The sequence below is a fragment of the Novosphingobium sp. genome (genome assembly GCF_020852455.1).
Classification (GTDB): Bacteria; Pseudomonadota; Alphaproteobacteria; order Sphingomonadales; family Sphingomonadaceae; genus Novosphingobium.
In genome coordinates this window covers 183,785-198,911 of record NZ_JADZAT010000010.1, presented here as the reverse complement: position 1 = coordinate 198,911, position 15,127 = coordinate 183,785, and the positions used below count along the sequence as shown (strand labels likewise).

15 protein-coding genes and 1 tRNA gene are annotated in these 15,127 nt (G+C 65.4%); 11 read left to right on the top strand and 5 right to left on the bottom strand.

Going from position 1 to position 15,127, the window contains the following annotated elements; all coding sequences use genetic code 11:
• The first annotated feature begins 28 nt into the window (after positions 1 to 28).
• From IT549_RS05020 to grxD, 4 genes are read left to right on the top strand one after another with little or no spacing between them, the layout of a single operon-like run.
• Positions 29 to 511, top strand: a complete 483-nt coding sequence (locus IT549_RS05020; RefSeq protein WP_292970439.1) for a cytochrome c — start codon at positions 29 to 31, stop codon at positions 509 to 511.
• A gap of 33 nt (positions 512 to 544) precedes the next feature.
• On the top strand, positions 545 to 868 hold the full coding sequence (locus IT549_RS05015; RefSeq protein WP_292970437.1) for a DUF1476 domain-containing protein: 324 nt from the start codon (positions 545 to 547) through the stop codon (positions 866 to 868).
• Positions 869 to 872: 4 nt separating this feature from the next.
• Positions 873 to 1,106 (top strand): BolA/IbaG family iron-sulfur metabolism protein, encoded by a 234-nt coding sequence (locus IT549_RS05010; RefSeq protein ID WP_292970435.1) that lies wholly within the window; start codon positions 873 to 875, stop codon positions 1,104 to 1,106.
• An 8-nt stretch (positions 1,107 to 1,114) separates the two neighbouring features.
• Positions 1,115 to 1,444 (top strand): Grx4 family monothiol glutaredoxin, encoded by a 330-nt coding sequence (grxD, locus tag IT549_RS05005; RefSeq protein ID WP_292970433.1) that lies wholly within the window; start codon positions 1,115 to 1,117, stop codon positions 1,442 to 1,444.
• On the opposite strand, the gene IT549_RS05000 is transcribed toward grxD, so the two are convergent.
• A complete protein-coding gene (locus tag IT549_RS05000; RefSeq protein ID WP_292970431.1) occupies positions 1,428 to 3,659 on the bottom strand; it encodes an EAL domain-containing protein in 2,232 nt (743 codons plus the stop codon). The genes grxD and IT549_RS05000 overlap by 17 nt on opposite strands.
• Before the next feature lie 389 nt (positions 3,660 to 4,048).
• Here IT549_RS05000 and IT549_RS04995 point away from each other — a divergent pair, with 389 nt between their 5' ends.
• The gene (locus IT549_RS04995) at positions 4,049 to 4,849 is read left to right on the top strand and encodes an NUDIX domain-containing protein (protein ID WP_292970429.1); all 801 of its coding nucleotides are present in this window, start codon (positions 4,049 to 4,051) and stop codon (positions 4,847 to 4,849) included.
• Between the two features lie 150 nt (positions 4,850 to 4,999).
• Here the strand turns inward: IT549_RS04995 and IT549_RS04990 are convergent.
• A tRNA-Arg gene (locus IT549_RS04990) sits at positions 5,000 to 5,076 on the bottom strand.
• A 61-nt stretch (positions 5,077 to 5,137) separates the two neighbouring features.
• Between IT549_RS04990 and IT549_RS04985 the strand changes: the two genes are divergently transcribed.
• The gene (locus IT549_RS04985; protein ID WP_292970427.1) at positions 5,138 to 5,860 is read left to right on the top strand and encodes a queuosine precursor transporter; all 723 of its coding nucleotides are present in this window, start codon (positions 5,138 to 5,140) and stop codon (positions 5,858 to 5,860) included.
• A 38-nt stretch (positions 5,861 to 5,898) separates the two neighbouring features.
• Here the strand turns inward: IT549_RS04985 and IT549_RS04980 are convergent, their stop codons facing one another.
• Both IT549_RS04980 and IT549_RS04975 read right to left on the bottom strand, forming a co-directional pair.
• On the bottom strand, positions 5,899 to 6,084 hold the full coding sequence (locus IT549_RS04980) for a PspC domain-containing protein (protein WP_292970425.1): 186 nt from the start codon (positions 6,082 to 6,084) through the stop codon (positions 5,899 to 5,901).
• Positions 6,085 to 6,110: 26 nt separating this feature from the next.
• Positions 6,111 to 6,251 (bottom strand): hypothetical protein, encoded by a 141-nt coding sequence (locus IT549_RS04975; protein WP_292970423.1) that lies wholly within the window; start codon positions 6,249 to 6,251, stop codon positions 6,111 to 6,113.
• Positions 6,252 to 6,473: 222 nt separating this feature from the next.
• Between IT549_RS04975 and recF the strand changes: the two genes are divergently transcribed.
• Positions 6,474 to 7,547, top strand: a complete 1,074-nt coding sequence (gene recF, locus IT549_RS04970) for a DNA replication/repair protein RecF (protein WP_292970421.1) — start codon at positions 6,474 to 6,476, stop codon at positions 7,545 to 7,547.
• Here recF and IT549_RS04965 read toward each other — a convergent pair.
• The gene (locus tag IT549_RS04965) at positions 7,544 to 8,233 is read right to left on the bottom strand and encodes an arylesterase (RefSeq protein WP_292970419.1); all 690 of its coding nucleotides are present in this window, start codon (positions 8,231 to 8,233) and stop codon (positions 7,544 to 7,546) included. The genes recF and IT549_RS04965 overlap by 4 nt on opposite strands.
• 47 nt (positions 8,234 to 8,280) lie before the next feature.
• Here IT549_RS04965 and IT549_RS04960 point away from each other — a divergent pair, with 47 nt between their 5' ends.
• The 4 genes from IT549_RS04960 to IT549_RS04945 all read left to right on the top strand — a co-directional run bounded on the left by IT549_RS04960 (position 8,281) and on the right by IT549_RS04945 (position 15,123).
• A complete protein-coding gene (locus tag IT549_RS04960) occupies positions 8,281 to 8,970 on the top strand; it encodes an ABC transporter ATP-binding protein (RefSeq protein WP_292970417.1) in 690 nt (229 codons plus the stop codon).
• The gene (locus IT549_RS04955; protein ID WP_292970415.1) at positions 8,967 to 11,480 is read left to right on the top strand and encodes an FtsX-like permease family protein; all 2,514 of its coding nucleotides are present in this window, start codon (positions 8,967 to 8,969) and stop codon (positions 11,478 to 11,480) included. Before IT549_RS04960 ends, IT549_RS04955 begins: the two co-directional genes overlap by 4 nt.
• Before the next feature lie 95 nt (positions 11,481 to 11,575).
• Positions 11,576 to 13,408 carry a translational GTPase TypA gene (gene typA, locus IT549_RS04950; protein WP_292970413.1) on the top strand — a complete coding sequence of 611 codons (1,833 nt, stop codon included), beginning with the start codon at positions 11,576 to 11,578 and terminating at the stop codon, positions 13,406 to 13,408.
• 227 nt (positions 13,409 to 13,635) lie between these two features.
• Complete coding sequence (locus IT549_RS04945; RefSeq protein WP_292970411.1) at positions 13,636 to 15,123, top strand: DUF4139 domain-containing protein; 1,488 nt, start codon at positions 13,636 to 13,638, stop codon at positions 15,121 to 15,123.
• Positions 15,124 to 15,127 lie beyond the last annotated feature (4 nt).

The window sequence follows — 15,127 nt, the reverse complement described above, 5'->3', positions numbered from 1 at the left end:
GCAATCCGGCACGAACGGGAGAAGCAAGATGAAGGCTGCACGCATTGCCCTGGTTGCCGCGCTGCTTTGCGGCGGGGCGGCTCTTTATGCCAAACCCGCCCCGCGTCCCAGCGCGCCCAGCCCGCAGGAACTGGTTACCACCCGCCAGGCCGGAATGGACATGGCAGCGGCCACGTTGACCTTGCTGAAAAATGCCAGCAACAACGGCGCCCCGCTCAAGTCGCTGGCCTTTCCGGCCAGCGGCTTGGCCAAGTTCGCCGGGGTGATGCCGGCGCTGTTTGCCGACAATACCAAGGGCCTGCCCAGCCGCTCCAGACCGTCAGTCTGGACCGACCGTGCCGGTTTCCAGGCCAAGGCCGGTGAATTCGCCGCTGCGACCAAGGCGCTGGCCGCTGCGGCTGCTGCCGAAGACAAGGCAGCCTTCGATACGGCGCTTGCCTCTGTCGGCGCGTCGTGCAAGGGCTGCCACGAAACCTACCAGGTCCCGCCGCCGGCCGCCAAGCCGGGCTGAGCGGGATCGCAGCCAGACCAATCAGGAGCTGAAATGACCGACTTCCAGGATCGCGAACGCGCCGAAGAAGCCAAATTTGCCCACGATGAGGAAATGCACTTCCGGATCCACGCCCGCCGCAACCGGCTGCTGGGCCAGTGGGCGGCCGAACAGATGGGCCTCTCGGCAGTCGAAGCCGAAGGCTATGCCAAAAGCGTTGTCCAGGCCGATTTCGAGGAAGCCGGCGACGAAGACGTGATCCGCAAGTTGCTGGGCGATCTGGTTTCGGCCGGGATCGATGTCAGCGAAGCCGATATCCGTGCCGCGCTCGACGCCAAGGCGGTCGAGGCCAAGCGCGCCCTGATGGGCGGGGCCTGAACCGATGCCGATGCCCGGGACGGAAATTGTCGCCCGGATCAAGGCCGCGCTGCCCGATGCCGAAGTGACACTGACCGACCTGGCCGGCGATGACAACCACTGGGCAGCACATGTCGTGTCCTCTGCCTTCGTCGGCAAGCCGCGGGTGGCCCAGCACAAGCTGGTCTATGCCGCGATCGGCGAAGACATGGGCGGCGCGCTTCATGCCTTGCAATTGACCACTGCCGTCCCCAATTGAGGGCCATCATGACCGACACCAACGCCCGCATCGCCGATATCGTCAATTCCAATGACGTCGTGCTGTTCATGAAAGGCACGCCGCTGTTCCCGCAGTGCGGCTTTTCCAGCCGCGCGGTGGCGATCCTCGATCATCTGGGCGTGGCCTATGAAAGCGTCGATGTGCTGCAGGACATGGAAGTGCGCCAGGGCATCAAGTCCTATTCGGACTGGCCGACGATCCCCCAGCTCTACATCAAGGGCGAATTCGTTGGCGGCAGCGACATCATGATGGAAATGTACGAAGCGGGCGAACTGCAGCAGCTCGTCACCGACAGCGGCCTCAGCCCCGCTTCCTGATCGTTTCGGCGGGCAGATCGCCCTCTAACCCGGTCAGATTGGCGATTGACCCGGCGTCCTGCGGCATGCCGGTCAGGTAACCCTGGAATTCGCGGCAACCGCAAGCCATCAGCCGCTTGCGCTGGTCCTCGGTCTCAACCCCTTCGGCGATCACGCTGAGGTTGAGCGAACGGGCCAGCTTGACCATCGCATCGACCAGCGCCTCGCCTTCGCCGCTGTCATCAAGCGCGCAGACGAACGAGCGGTCGATCTTGATCCGGTTGACCGAAAAGCGTTGCAACACCGACAGGCTTGAATAACCGGTCCCGAAATCGTCGAGCGCGATCGAGAAGCCCAGCCGCTTGAGCGCTTCGACATTGCCGGCGGTGACCGGATCGTCGCCCAAGAGCGCGGTTTCGGTCAGCTCGATTTCATAGCGCATCGGATCGACACCGGCCTGGGCGGCCAGACGGGTGACCAGCGCGGCAAAACCCTGTGAGCGCAGCTGCACTGCCGAAACATTGATCCCGACCCGCAGTCCGTCCCAGCGCGCGGTTTCGGCGAACACGCGGCGCAGTACGAATTCGCCCAGCGGCAGGATCAAGCCAGTTTCTTCGGCCAGCGGAACAAAGGTGCTGGGCGGGATCGCCCCGCGTTCCGGATGGTTCCAGCGCAGCAGCGCCTCGACCGCGGTGACCTGGCCCTTGCGATCGACCTGCGGCTGGTAAACCATGTGCAGCGAGCCATCGCCCAATGCCAGCCGGAGATCAGCTTCGAGCAGGCGGCGCGCGCGCAGCGCATCGTCCATCTCGGGCTCGAAGAAGGTCACGCGCATCCGCCCACCCTCCTTCGAGCGGTACATCGCGACATCGGCCCAGCGCAGCGCTTCGGACGGTTCGACCCCGCCATGATCGATCACCGCCACGCCCAGCGAGCACCCGACTTCCAGCCAGCCAAACTGGCTGTCAGTCCGCGCGCAGACCGCGGCGAGAATTCGGTCGGCCAGGTCCTGCAGATGAGCGGGTTCAGTGAATTCACACAGCACCACGAATTCATCGCCGCCCAACCGTGCGATCAACTGTGCATCACCGCAGGTCTCACGCAGCCGCATGGCGACCGACTGGATCAGCTCGTCACCAGCATGATGGCCCAGGGTGTCGTTGACGTCCTTGAACCGGTCAAGATCGACACAGATCACCGCCAGCTTGCGATCGCCCTCGAACCGCATTGCCAGCAGGTTGCGCAGGCGATCGAACAGCATCGCGCGGTTGGGCAGTTGGGTCAGCTGATCGTGATAGGCCAGGTGTCGTGCCCGGGTTTCGCTGGCGATCAGCTCGGTCACGATCGTCTGCCCGCGCCGCACTGCCAGCCCCGCCATCAGGCTGAGCAGAACAAGGCCGCCCAGCAAAGGCCACTGCAACTGCTTGCGCAGCGCCGTACCGGGCTGGCGCGGCACCCAGGACAGCGCCGCGACACTTGCCCCGTCGATATCGCGCAGCACCAGTTGCTGGCGCTTGCGCGGCTGCACGGTCGGATCAAGCAACAGCAGGTTGTCGAGCAGATAGCGCCCCGAAAACGCCTTGATCAGGGCTGAATCGATCGGCTTGGCGGTGATCACCACCGGTGCGCGCGGCCCTTTGGGCAGGATCTTGCCGAAATCGGGCTGCACCAGTGTTGCGGTGACGATGTAGGTCTTGCCACCCACCTGGGCGATTGCATTCTTTTGAATCGGGGGGATGACGATGTTGTTCTTGCCCGCCCGGGGGCGGATTGGTCCGCGTTTGACCTCCGCTGCCCGAACTGCCGGAATCATCCGGCGCGCCAGCACCTCGAACGGGGCAAAGGCAGCAAGATCACGGCGCTCTCCGCCAACTGCCGCATAGATCGTGCGTTCATCCCGATCGAGCACGAACGCATGCGAAAAGCCGTTGAAAGTGTAGAGGTAGTTGCCGACGTTGAAGTCAGCCCAATCGGCATCAAACTTGTGATCGAGGCTCTTGATCGCATCGTCCCAGTCAACCTGGGTTGCGACGACTGCATTGAACTCGTCAACCTGCCGGGCAAAGCCATGCTCGACCAGCGCCTGATCACGTTCGGCCGCAACCACATCGAAGCGCTGGATCAGAAAGACAGCAAGCAGCACCAGCAGGGCCAGACCACCAAAGGTCATGGCCATGATCGGACCAAACAGTTTGGCCCGACGCCAATCGCGGTTGTACTCTCCCGAGAGGTTCAAGCGCCTGTGCCCCAAATCGATGCCGCTTCCGCAGCAGCCAAAGACGGCACTTTATTGCGCGCAGGTGAAGAAACGCTTTCGCCAGCATTAGGCACTTGTTGACCCAACAAGCCGCTGAATTCGAAGATGTTTGGGGAAAGGCAGCTCGGGGAGGCGGGACCGCGGAGACCAGGGGGCGGCCCCGCCTCATTCGAGACTGCTTTGGGGGTATCAGCTACTATGCATGTGCCGTGCCAATTTGCTCCGGGAACATAATTTCAAGCAGTTACCACATGAAGGCGGCGTTTACTTTGGCCTACTTGTAAAGCTGGCCGACACCCCGCCCCCCTCAGCAGACCCACCAATCGAACACTTGGCAAAGCCCGGCCAGCACGGCAGGGTGTGCGGCGATGGACATCAAGGACATATTCGACCCCCAGGGCGAAATCCCGCCTGCGACCCCGGCCGCAACCCTCGTGATCTTCCGCAATGCGGCCGATGGCGGCCCGCCCGAGATCCTGATGGTCCAGCGGGCCAAGGAAATGCGCTTTGCCGGCGGCGCGGCTGTGTTCCCTGGCGGGCGGGTTGACGATGCCGACCGCGACCTGGCCCGGGCCCATGGCGCCAGCGACGAGGAGGCGGTCGAGGAACTGGCTGCACGGGTGGCTGCGGTGCGCGAAACGCTGGAGGAAACCGGACTGGTGGTTGGCATCCACCAGCAGCCGGACCTGACCGAAGCCCGCCGCGCGCGCGACATCGTTCTGGAAACCAAGGAACTGGCCCCCGCGCTTGCGGCGATGGGCTGGACACTCGATTTCGACGCGCTGGTTCCCTTTTCGCGCTGGCGGCCCAAGCACCGCGAGATCCGGGTCTTCGACACCCGGTTCTACATGGCGGACCTGGGCACCGGGGCGGTCGAACTGCAGGTTGACGATACCGAAAACACCCACCTGTTCTGGGCCAGCGCGCACGCGGCGCTGGAAATGGCCGAACGCGGCGAGATCAAGGTGATCTTCCCGACCCGCCGCAATCTTGAACGGCTGGCACTGTTCGCCAGCTATGCCGATGCGATCGCGCATGTTGCGCAGTTCCCGGTGCGGATGATCACGCCGTTCATGGAAATGCGCGATGGCCAGCCTTGGCTGCTGATCCCGGCCGATGCCGGATACCCGATCGACGGCGAAGTGCTGGAAAGCGCCGCGCGCGGCTAAATTGTGAACCGGTGCGAAGGGCCCTCGCGCCGTGCAGCGACGCGAGGGCAAGTTGCCCGGCAGCAGAGCCAACCGGGTCGGGTCGCAAATCATCCTTGGCTGGAAATTGCCGGCTGCGCCGTGATCGCCGTCACGCGGTCTGGCGGCGGCTGGCGCGCCCGGCAGGACTCGAACCTGCGACATTCTGCTTAGAAGGCAGATGCTCTATCCAGCTGAGCTACGGGCGCGCGCCGCTCTTCCCATAGGCAGGCTTTGCGACGCGTGCAAATGCGGCTAGCACCTTATGCCATGAACAAGGCCCTGACCCAGATAGACGGCGGCGCGGGTGCGCGGCGGCACTTCCGCTATTTCGACTATGTGATGGCGGCCTTTGTCGCGATCCTGCTGCTGTCGAACCTGATCGGGGCGGCCAAGCTGGCCACGCTGGGCGGATTTACCTTCGGCGCCGGCATCATGTTCTTCCCGATCAGCTATGTGCTGGGCGACGTCCTGACCGAGGTCTATGGCTATGCCAATGCCCGGCGCTGTGTCTGGGCGGGCTTTGCCGCGCTGCTGTTCATGGCCTTCATGAGCTGGGTGGTGGTCGCCCTGCCCCCGGCGCAGGGCTGGGACGGACAGGCGGCCTATGAAAGCGTGTTCGGATCGACCTGGCGGATCGTCGCCGCATCACTGCTGGCATTCTGGGCTGGCGAATTCGTCAACAGCTTCGTCCTCGCGAAGATGAAGATCGCCAGCGGCGGCGCAAGCCTGTGGAAGCGCACAATCGGATCAACCTTCTTCGGCCAGGCGGTCGACAGCCTGATCTTCTATCCGATCGCCTTCCTGGGCATCTGGAGCACCGAGCAGGTGCTGACCGTGATGGTCACCAACTGGGGGCTGAAAGTGCTGTGGGAGGCCTTGCTGACGCCGGTGACCTATGCGGTGGTCGGCTGGCTCAAGGCGCGCGAGGGGGTGGAAGTGTTCGACGAAGGCACCGATTTCTCGCCCTTCGCCAAGGTTGATGCGGTTTAGGCCCCACTCACCCAGAGTGGGGCCCCACCGCGATCGGCTCAATCGGCGATGAGGCCGATCGCGAGGTAAACCAGGATCAGCGAACCGAACCCGAACACGGTGCCCAGCGCGAAGCCGATGCGAACCAGGTTGACGTCCCAACCGAAGAATTTGGCGATCCCCGAGCAGACGCCCATGAACTTGGCATTGGTCTTGTCGAGGTGGAAGCCGGGGCGGGTGGTCATGGCAGTATCCTTGTGGTCAATCGTGTTCACGCAACTTCTCCAACGTAGATGGTGGTCGCCTGAGCGGCCTGCGGGGTCGAGACGGTACCGGTGATCAGCACCAGCGAGATGATGAAAGCCGAAGCCGCAGCGGCGAGGCGATTGGTGAAATTCGAAGTGGCGGTCATGGTCATTTCCTTTGCGTTTAACTTGTTCCTTGGCTTGCGCCGCAGATGCCAGAATGATTGCAGAGACCGTGCCAAATTCGAAAAACGGGAGAAATCCTTGCTTTCTGGAAGCTGAATGGAAATTGGCCCCACAGTTAATATTCAACAGTTGGTGAATTTTCCCAACTTTCAGGATTTGACTTTCGCGTGACAGTGCGGCGCGGCCAACCTATCGCGCAGCATATGGCGCTGGACCGCATCATGCTGTCGCAATTTCGCAACCATGCCGAGACGCGGCTGGACGGAACCGCGCATTTCAACCTGCTGGTGGGTGAGAACGGCGCGGGCAAGACCAACGTGCTTGAGGCGCTTTCGCTGCTGGCGCCGGGCCGGGGGCTGCGGCGGGCGGCGCTGCCCGATATGCCCCGCCAAGGCAGCACCACCGGCTTTGCCGTCAGCGCGGAACTGGCCGGCGGCGTGCAACTGGGCACCGGCACCCGGCCCGAGCGCCCCGGTCGGCGCGTGGTCCAGGTCAACGGCGCCGAAGCCCCGGCGGTGCGGCTGGGCGAATGGCTGAGCCTGGGCTGGCTGACCCCGGCGATGGACCGCCTGTTCATGGAGGGCGCGGGCGCGCGGCGGCGTTATCTTGACCGGCTGGTGCTGGCGCTGGAACCCGCCCATGCCCGCCATGCCGCCAAGCTTGAGGCAGCGCTGCGCGAACGCAACCGGCTGCTGGCGGAAGACAGCGAGCCCGATCCAGCCTGGCTCGATGCGATCGAGGTGCAGCTGGCCGAGGCCGGAGTCTTGGTCAGCCAGGCCCGCGCGCGGTTGGTTACGCGCCTGGCCGCGGCGCTGGCGGCCCTGCCCGATGCGCCCTTTGCGCGCCCTGCCCTGGCCTATCAGCCGGGCGGCCCGCTCGATCAGGAGGGGCTGCAGACCGTGCTCAAGGCCGAGCGCCGCCGTGACCGCGCCGCCGGGCGCAGCCTGATCGGCCCGCACCGCGACGAGCTGGGGGTGACCATGGCCGGCAAGGACCAGCCGGCTTCCGAATGCTCGACCGGTGAACAGAAAGCGATGCTGATCGCGATCACGCTGGCTCATGCCGGGCTGCTCGATCCCGATCGCCCGGCCATCCTGCTGCTCGATGAAGTCGCCGCGCACCTTGATCCGCTGCGCCGCGAAGCGCTGTTCGAACGGCTGCGCAGCGGTTCTGCCCAGGTCTGGCTGACCGGGACCGAACTGGCCCCGTTTGACGCGATCACCGGCGAAGCCGCAGTCTGGCACGTGGCCGAGGGCGCGGTGGCGCGGGTCCCCTAACCTTTCGGCTTGGGCAATGCCCCCGCCACTTCGTCAACGGTATCGGCAACCAGCACGTCGATCCCTGCCAGCGTGGGATGGATGTGATCGGCCTGGATCAGTTGCGGCTTGTCCAGCAGCGGCTGCAGGAAGAACGGCACCAGACTGGCCCCGTGCTGCTTGGCCAGGGCCGGATAGATCGGGTTGAACTGCCCGGCATAGTCCGCCCCCAGATTGGGCGCGGCGAGCATTCCCAGCAGCAGCACCGGCACCCCTGCAGCCTTGAATTTGGTCAGGATCGCATCAAGGTTCTTGCGCGTCTCGGCTGGCGAGAGCCCGCGCAGCATATCGTTGCCGCCCAGGCTGATCACCGCCAGCACCGGCTTTTTGGGCATGCCCTTCAGCACGAAGTCGATCCGCTGCAGCCCGCCTGCGGTGGTATCGCCCGAAACCCCGGCGTTGACGATCCGCACCTTGATCCCTTTGGCCTTCAGCGCCGTTTCCAGATGCGCAGGGTAACTTTGCCCGGGTTCCAGCCCGTATCCCGCAAACAGGCTGTCGCCCAGCGCCAGGATCAGTTGCTCATCGGCAGCTGGTGCGGACGTTGCAGCGCCGGACGCAGGCGCCGCCGTGGGCGCGGTGCTTTCCTGCTGGCACCCGGCGAGCAGCAGGGGGGTTGCAACCAGCGCCAGTCGTTTCCATTTCATTTTGCAACGTCCTTCTCGTTTCCCTCTAGCTATGGCATCCCCGCGCCGTGACAAGCCCCCTTCCCGCGATCGCGGCCCGTAACCTTACCCTCACGCTCGGCCAGGGCGACAGCGCGGTGGAGATCCTGCGCGGGATCGACCTGGCCGTGCCACTGGGCCAGACCCTGGCGCTGCTGGGTCCCTCCGGCTCGGGCAAGAGCAGCCTGATGGCGGTGCTCTCAGGCCTTGAGCGGGCCAGCGGCGGCACGCTGCTGGTGGCGGGGGAGGACTTTGCCGCGCTTGACGAAGACGCGCTCGCCACCGCCCGGCGCGGGCGGATCGGTGTCGTGCTGCAAGCCTTCCACCTGCTGCCGACCATGACCGCGCTGGAAAACGTCATGACCCCGCTGGAACTGGCCGGCCTGCCCGACGCCCGCGCCCGCGCCGAGGCCGAGCTGACCGCCGTCGGGCTGGGCGCACGGCTGCACCACTATCCGGCGCAGCTGTCGGGCGGTGAGCAGCAGCGCGTAGCAATCGCCCGCGCGCTCGCCCCGCGCCCCGCGCTGGTCTTCGCTGATGAGCCGACCGGCAACCTTGATGCCGCGACCGGCAGTGCAATCATGGACCTGCTGTTCGCCCGCCGCGCCGAAACCGGGGCCACGCTGGTGGTGATCACCCACGATCCGGCGCTGGCCGAACGCTGCGAGCGGGTCATCGCGCTGGCCGACGGCCGGATTGCGAGCGACAGCGCCGCATGACCCCCTGGCGCACCGCCTGGACCATCGCCCGGCGCGACCTTTCGGCGCGCTTCAAGGGGCTGCGGCTGCTGCTGGTCTGCCTGTTCCTGGGCGTCGGCGCGCTGGCCGCGATCGGCACCCTGACCGGGGCGATCGAGCGAGAGCTGGGCAGCCGGGGACGCAGCATTCTGGGCGGCGATGTCGAGGTTGCGGTCTGGCAACGCGCGGCCAGCACAGCGGAATTGCAGGCCTTTGCCGCACAGGGCCAGGTTTCGGGCGGAATCCGCTTGCAGGCCATGGCCCGTGCCGGCGATCTGGCCGCGCCGATTGAGCTGAAGGCGGTCGATGCCAGATGGCCGCTGGTCGGCAAGCTGACGCTCAAGGACGGTCGCAGCACCGGTGCGCCGCCCCACGGCGAGGCCTGGCTGGCCGAAGGCGCGGCCGAACGGCTGGGCGTCAAGCCGGGCGGCAGTGTGACGATCGGCGGGGCCACGCTCAAGGTCGGCGGGATCATCGCCGATGAGCCTGACCGGCTGGGCGAAGGCTTCACGCTGGGCCCGGTTGTGATCGTTGAGTCGGGCTTTCCGCAGGCCGCCGGGCTGACCGCGCCGGGCGCAATGTACCGATCGAAATATCGCATCGCCCTGCCCCCCGGGCGCGATCCGCAAGGCGTGGTCGATGCGCTCAAACGGAAGTTCCCCTCATCCGGGTTCGAAACCAAGACCCGCGATCGCGCGGCGCCGGGTGCCGACCGGTTCGTCAGCCGGATGGGCGATTTCCTGGTGCTGGTCGGCCTCGCCGCGCTGGCGATTGCCGGGATCGGGATCGGCGGCGGGGTTTCTTCGTACCTTGAGGCGCGGCGCACCAGTGTCGCCACGCTCAAGGTACTGGGCGCAACCAGCGGCGATATTGCGCGGATCTATCTGTTGCAGATCGGCTTTGCAGCATTGGTCGGATCGGCCCTGGGGCTGGTCGCAGGGGTGCTCGTCACCCCGCTGCTCGGCTCGGCGCTGGGCAGCTTGCTGCCGGTTGCGCCGGGGCTGGTGTTCGATCCCGGCGCGCTGGGCCGGGCTACGCTCTACGGACTGCTGATCGCGCTGGTCTTTGCCGCCCCGCCGCTGCTGGCCGCGCGGCGCTTTCCGGCCATGGCGCTGTTCCGCGCGCGGGTTTCGCCCTTGGCGCAGGGCTGGCGCGATGCGGCGCTGCCGGTGGGGCTGGGCGTGGCCGCGATTGCCGGTCTCGCGCTGCTGACCACCAAGGCCAAGCTGGTCACCGCCTGGTTCCTGGGCGGCGCGCTGGGGCTGCTGGTGCTGCTGGGCGCGCTGGGCTGGGCAATCCGCAAGCTCGCCGCGCACCTCCCTCGCCCCGAGCGTCCGTTGCTGCGGATCGCGCTGGCCAACCTGCACCGCCCGGGCGCGCAGACCGGTGCGCTCGTCACCGCGCTGGGCTTTGGCCTGGCGGCCTTCGTGACGCTGGCCGCGATCCAGACCAGCCTTGATGCCAATATCATGGCCCGCGTGCCGCAGCGCGCGCCAGACTATTTCGTGCTCGACGTGCCGCGCGACCAGGCGAACGAATTCCGCACGGCGGTTTCCTCGGTCGCGCCCAAGGCGCAGGTCCGGATGGTTCCCGCGCTGCGCGGCGCGATCCTGGCCTATGGCCCGGAGGCGGCGATGACCCGCGTGGCCGACCTGAAGGAAATTCCCGAGAATGCCTGGCCGCTGCGCGGCGAACGCGGGCTGACCTATGCCGACGAGGTGCCCGAAGGCAACACCGTGACCAAGGGCACCTGGTGGCCCAAGGGCTATGCCGGCGAGCCGCTGGTCTCGATCGACGAGAAGCTGGCCGAAGCGCTGGACCTGCAGATCGGCGACAAGCTGACCATCGGCCTGCTGGGAGTGGAGCGCAGCGCACGGATCGCCTCGTTCCGGCGGATCGACTGGGATTCGATGGGTTTCAACTATGTGCTGGTGTTCAGCCCCAACGCAATCGAGGATGCCCCGCACAACCTGGCCGCAACGATCAACTTGCCCCGGCAAGGCGAGCGCGGCAGTCTGCTGCGCGCCCTGGTCCGCGCCTTCCCCTCAAGCTCGGTGATCGAGGTCGGCGGTGTGCTGACCCAGGCCCGCGATCTGCTGCGCCAGGTCAGTCTGGCAATCCTGGCGGCGGCGTCGGTGGCTGTGCTGGCGGGAATCGCGGTGCTGCTGGGCGCCATCGCCGCAGCCCGCGCCAGCCGCACCTATGACAATGTGATCCTGCGCGTGCTGGGCGCCAGCCGCCGCCAGTTGCTGCTGTTGCAACTGGCCGAATATGCCCTGCTCGCCACGGTGCTGGCCGGCGTGGCACTGGCGCTGGGCAGTGCGATTGCCTGGCTGGTGGTGGTGCAGCTGTTCGAATTCGACTGGCTGCCGGCCTGGGGCGAGGTGCTGGCTGTGCTTGGTTTGGGTCTGGCGCTGGTGATCGGCTTTGCGCTGGCGGCCTCGCTTCCCTTGTTGAGAGCGAAGCCGGCACAGGCGCTGCGCGAGCTTTGACCGCCACACTTGCCCAAACGCGCCCTTTCGGCTAGGGGCCGCGCCCATGTTGCGACGCAGCACGCGCCGCCCCCTCCCGAAAGCGAGTTTGTTTGATGTCCGCCCCGCTGCCGCTGCGCAATATTGCCATTATCGCCCACGTTGACCACGGCAAGACCACCCTGGTTGACCAGCTGTTCCGCCAGAGCGGTACTTTCCGCGAAAACCAGCGCGTTGAAGAGCGCGCGATGGATTCGAACGACCTGGAAAAGGAACGCGGGATCACTATCCTGGCGAAGTGCACTTCGGTCGAATGGAACGGCACCCGGATCAACATCGTCGATACCCCCGGCCACGCCGACTTCGGCGGTGAGGTGGAGCGAATCCTCAGCATGGTCGACGGCGTGATCCTGCTGGTCGACAGCTCTGAAGGCGCGATGCCGCAGACCAAGTTTGTCACCGGCAAGGCGCTGGCACTGGGGCTGCGCCCAATCGTGGTGGTCAACAAGATCGATCGCCCCGATGAACGCATCCAGGAAGTGCTCGACGAGGTGTTCGACCTGTTTGTCAGCCTGGATGCCACCGACGAACAGTGCGATTTCCCGGTGCTCTACGCCTCGGGCCGCAACGGCTATGCCAATACCGATCCGGACATGCGCGAAGGCACGCTGACGCCGCTGTTCGAAACCATCGTCAACCATGTCCCCGCCCCGGCGGCCGATGTGGACGGCGACTTCAAGTTCCTCGTCACCCTGCTCGATCGCGACAACTTCCTGGGCCGGATCCTGACCGGCAAGGTCCAGTCGGGCACGGTCAAGGTCAATTCGCCGATCCACGCGCTCGATGCCGAGGGCAAGGTGATCGAAACCGGTCGCGCCTCGAAGCTGCTGGCCTTCCGCGGGCTGGAACGCGTGCCGGTTGATGAAGCGCGGGCCGGCGATATCATCTCGATCGCCGGGCTGACCGAAGCGACCGTCGCCAACACGATCTGCGATCCGGCGGTCACCGAACCGCTCCACGCCCAGCCGATCGACCCGCCGACGCTGTCGATGCGCTTTGCGGTCAACGACAGCCCGATGGCGGGCCGCGAGGGCACCAAGGTAACCAGCCGCATGATCCGCGACCGGCTGGAGCGCGAGGCCGAATCGAACGTCGCGATCCGCGTCACCGAAAGCGCCGACAAGGACAGCTTCGAAGTGGCCGGCCGCGGCGAACTGCAGCTGGGCGTGCTGATCGAAACCATGCGCCGCGAAGGCTTCGAGCTGGGCATCAGCCGCCCGCGCGTGCTGTTCCGCCAGGATGACAGCGGCAACCGGACCGAACCTTACGAAACCGTGGTGATCGACGTTGACGACGAACACTCGGGCACGGTCATCGACAAGATGGCGCTGCGCAAGGCCGAAATGACCGACATGCGTCCTTCGGGCGGCGGCAAGACCCGCATCACCTTCTCCGCCCCCAGCCGCGGGCTGATCGGCTATCACGGCGAATTCCTGTCCGACACGCGCGGCACCGGGATCATGAACCGCCTGTTCGAAAAGTACGGCCCCTATAAGGGCGTGATCGAAGGTCGCCAGAACGGCGTGCTGATCTCCAACTGCGCGGGCGAAGCGGTGGGCTATGCGCTCAATAGCCTGGAAGATCGCGGCGTGCTGTTCGTGCGGCCGCAGGACAAGATCTATGAAGGCATGATCATCGGCGAAAACGCCAAGCCGGATGACCTTGAAGTCAATCCGATGAAGTCGAAGCAGCTGACCAACTTCCGCTCGACCGGCAAGGACGACGCGATCCGCCTGACCCCGCCCAGGATCATGACGCTGGAACAGGCCATCGCCTATATCGACGACGACGAAATGGTCGAAGTGACCCCCAAGTCGATCCGGCTGCGCAAGGCTATGCTCGACCCGCACGAGCGCAAGAAGGCCAGCCGGAACAAGGAATTTGCCTGAATCTGAACATTGCCTGCATGCAGGGCATTGATTTGGTTCAGTTTCACGGCTCTATGCCAGCATTCGACAGACGAATCGGGGGCATGACTTCGGTTTTCTGACCTGCCCGGGCGTACGGACCCAAACACCGAGGGGTTCGTGCGCCCGTTTGGCATCTGCGTTGCGCGGTTGACCCAAGGTGATAATGTGTCATGCTCTTCCTTCCGCTGGCGGGAGGGAGATTGGCGATGCATTTCAAACGTGTGAGCACTCTGGCGTTAGGCCTGCTCGGCGCCGCCCAGCCCGTGCTTGCCCAGGCTCCGGCAAATTCGCCCGCACAGGGCGGGGTCAGCGTGACGATCTATTCGGACATGGCTCTGGTCGAGGACGTGCGCACGCTGCAGATTCCAGCCGGGACCAGCCGCCAGGAATTTCCCGATGTCTCGGCGATGATCCGCCCCGAAACCGTTTCGCTCACCGGCGAAGGGATCGAGATTGCCGAACAGAATTTCGACTTCGACCTGCTTTCGCCCGAAAAGCTGATGCAGAAGGCCGAAGGTCAGACGATCACCATTATCCGCAAGGACCCGGTCACCGGTGTTGCCAGGCCCGAAGTGGTCAAGGTGCTGGCGGTCAATGGCGGCGTGGTGATGGAAACCGGCGGCAAGATCGAGGTGCTTCGCGACGATGGCACCCCGACCCGGGTGATCTTTGACCGGATCCCGCCCAATTTGCGCGCCCGGCCGACGCTGTCGGTGACGCTCGATTCGACCCATGCCGGGGCCCGCCCGCTAACGCTATCCTACCTCAGCGGCGGGCTGGGCTGGAATGCCGACTATGTCGGCATGTTCGATGAGGGCAAGGGCCTGCTCAACCTGCAAGGCTGGGTCACCCTGACCAACACCAGCGGAACCGCCTTTCGCGATGCCGACGTGACACTGGCGGCGGGCGACGTGCTCAAGCTCAACCGGCGCGAAGAGCGGCGGATGAACCAGGGCGGCATGTCGAGCGCCGGCAGCGAAACCTCATCCGACGACAAGGTGGGCGACCTTTACCTCTACAAGATCGACGGGCGGACCACGGTGGCGACCAACCAGAAGAAGCAGGTCAGCTTCCTGGACGCCGATGGCCTGCCGGCCAAACGCGCCTACAAGTTCAGCTGCAACTGGATGTGCCGTTATCGCGATCCGATCAGCGCGCTCAGCGTGCTCAAGTTCACCACCGGCAAGAAAAGCGGTCTGGGCCGCGCGCTGCCGGCCGGGGTGGTGCGGGTCTATATGCGCGATGAAAACGGCAAGGCCCGGTTTGTCGGCGAAAGCCGGATCGAGCATACCCCCGCCGGCAGCGAGGTCGAAATGATCACCGGCTTTGCCTTTGACGTGAAGGTCCAGCCGGTGATCGAAAAGCGCGAGCGGGTGAACGAGGCGGAATGGGTGAAGACCGCCGAACACCGCATTTACAAGGATGGCGGGGTGGAACCCGTCCAGACCGTATCCAGTTATTCGCAGCGCGAATACTGGCGCACCACGGTGCGCTATACCCTGACCAACGCCCGCAAGGTGCCGGTGGTGGTCGATGTCGAACAGAACCAGCTGCAGGGCTGGAACCAGGCCACGCGGGTGCTGTCGGAAAGCCAGGAAGGCAAGCAGGACGGGGCCGATACCCGCACCTGGCCGGTCGCGGTCCCGGCCGGCGGCAAGGCTGAACTGGTCGTCACCTACATGTCCAGCTTCTAGGCCC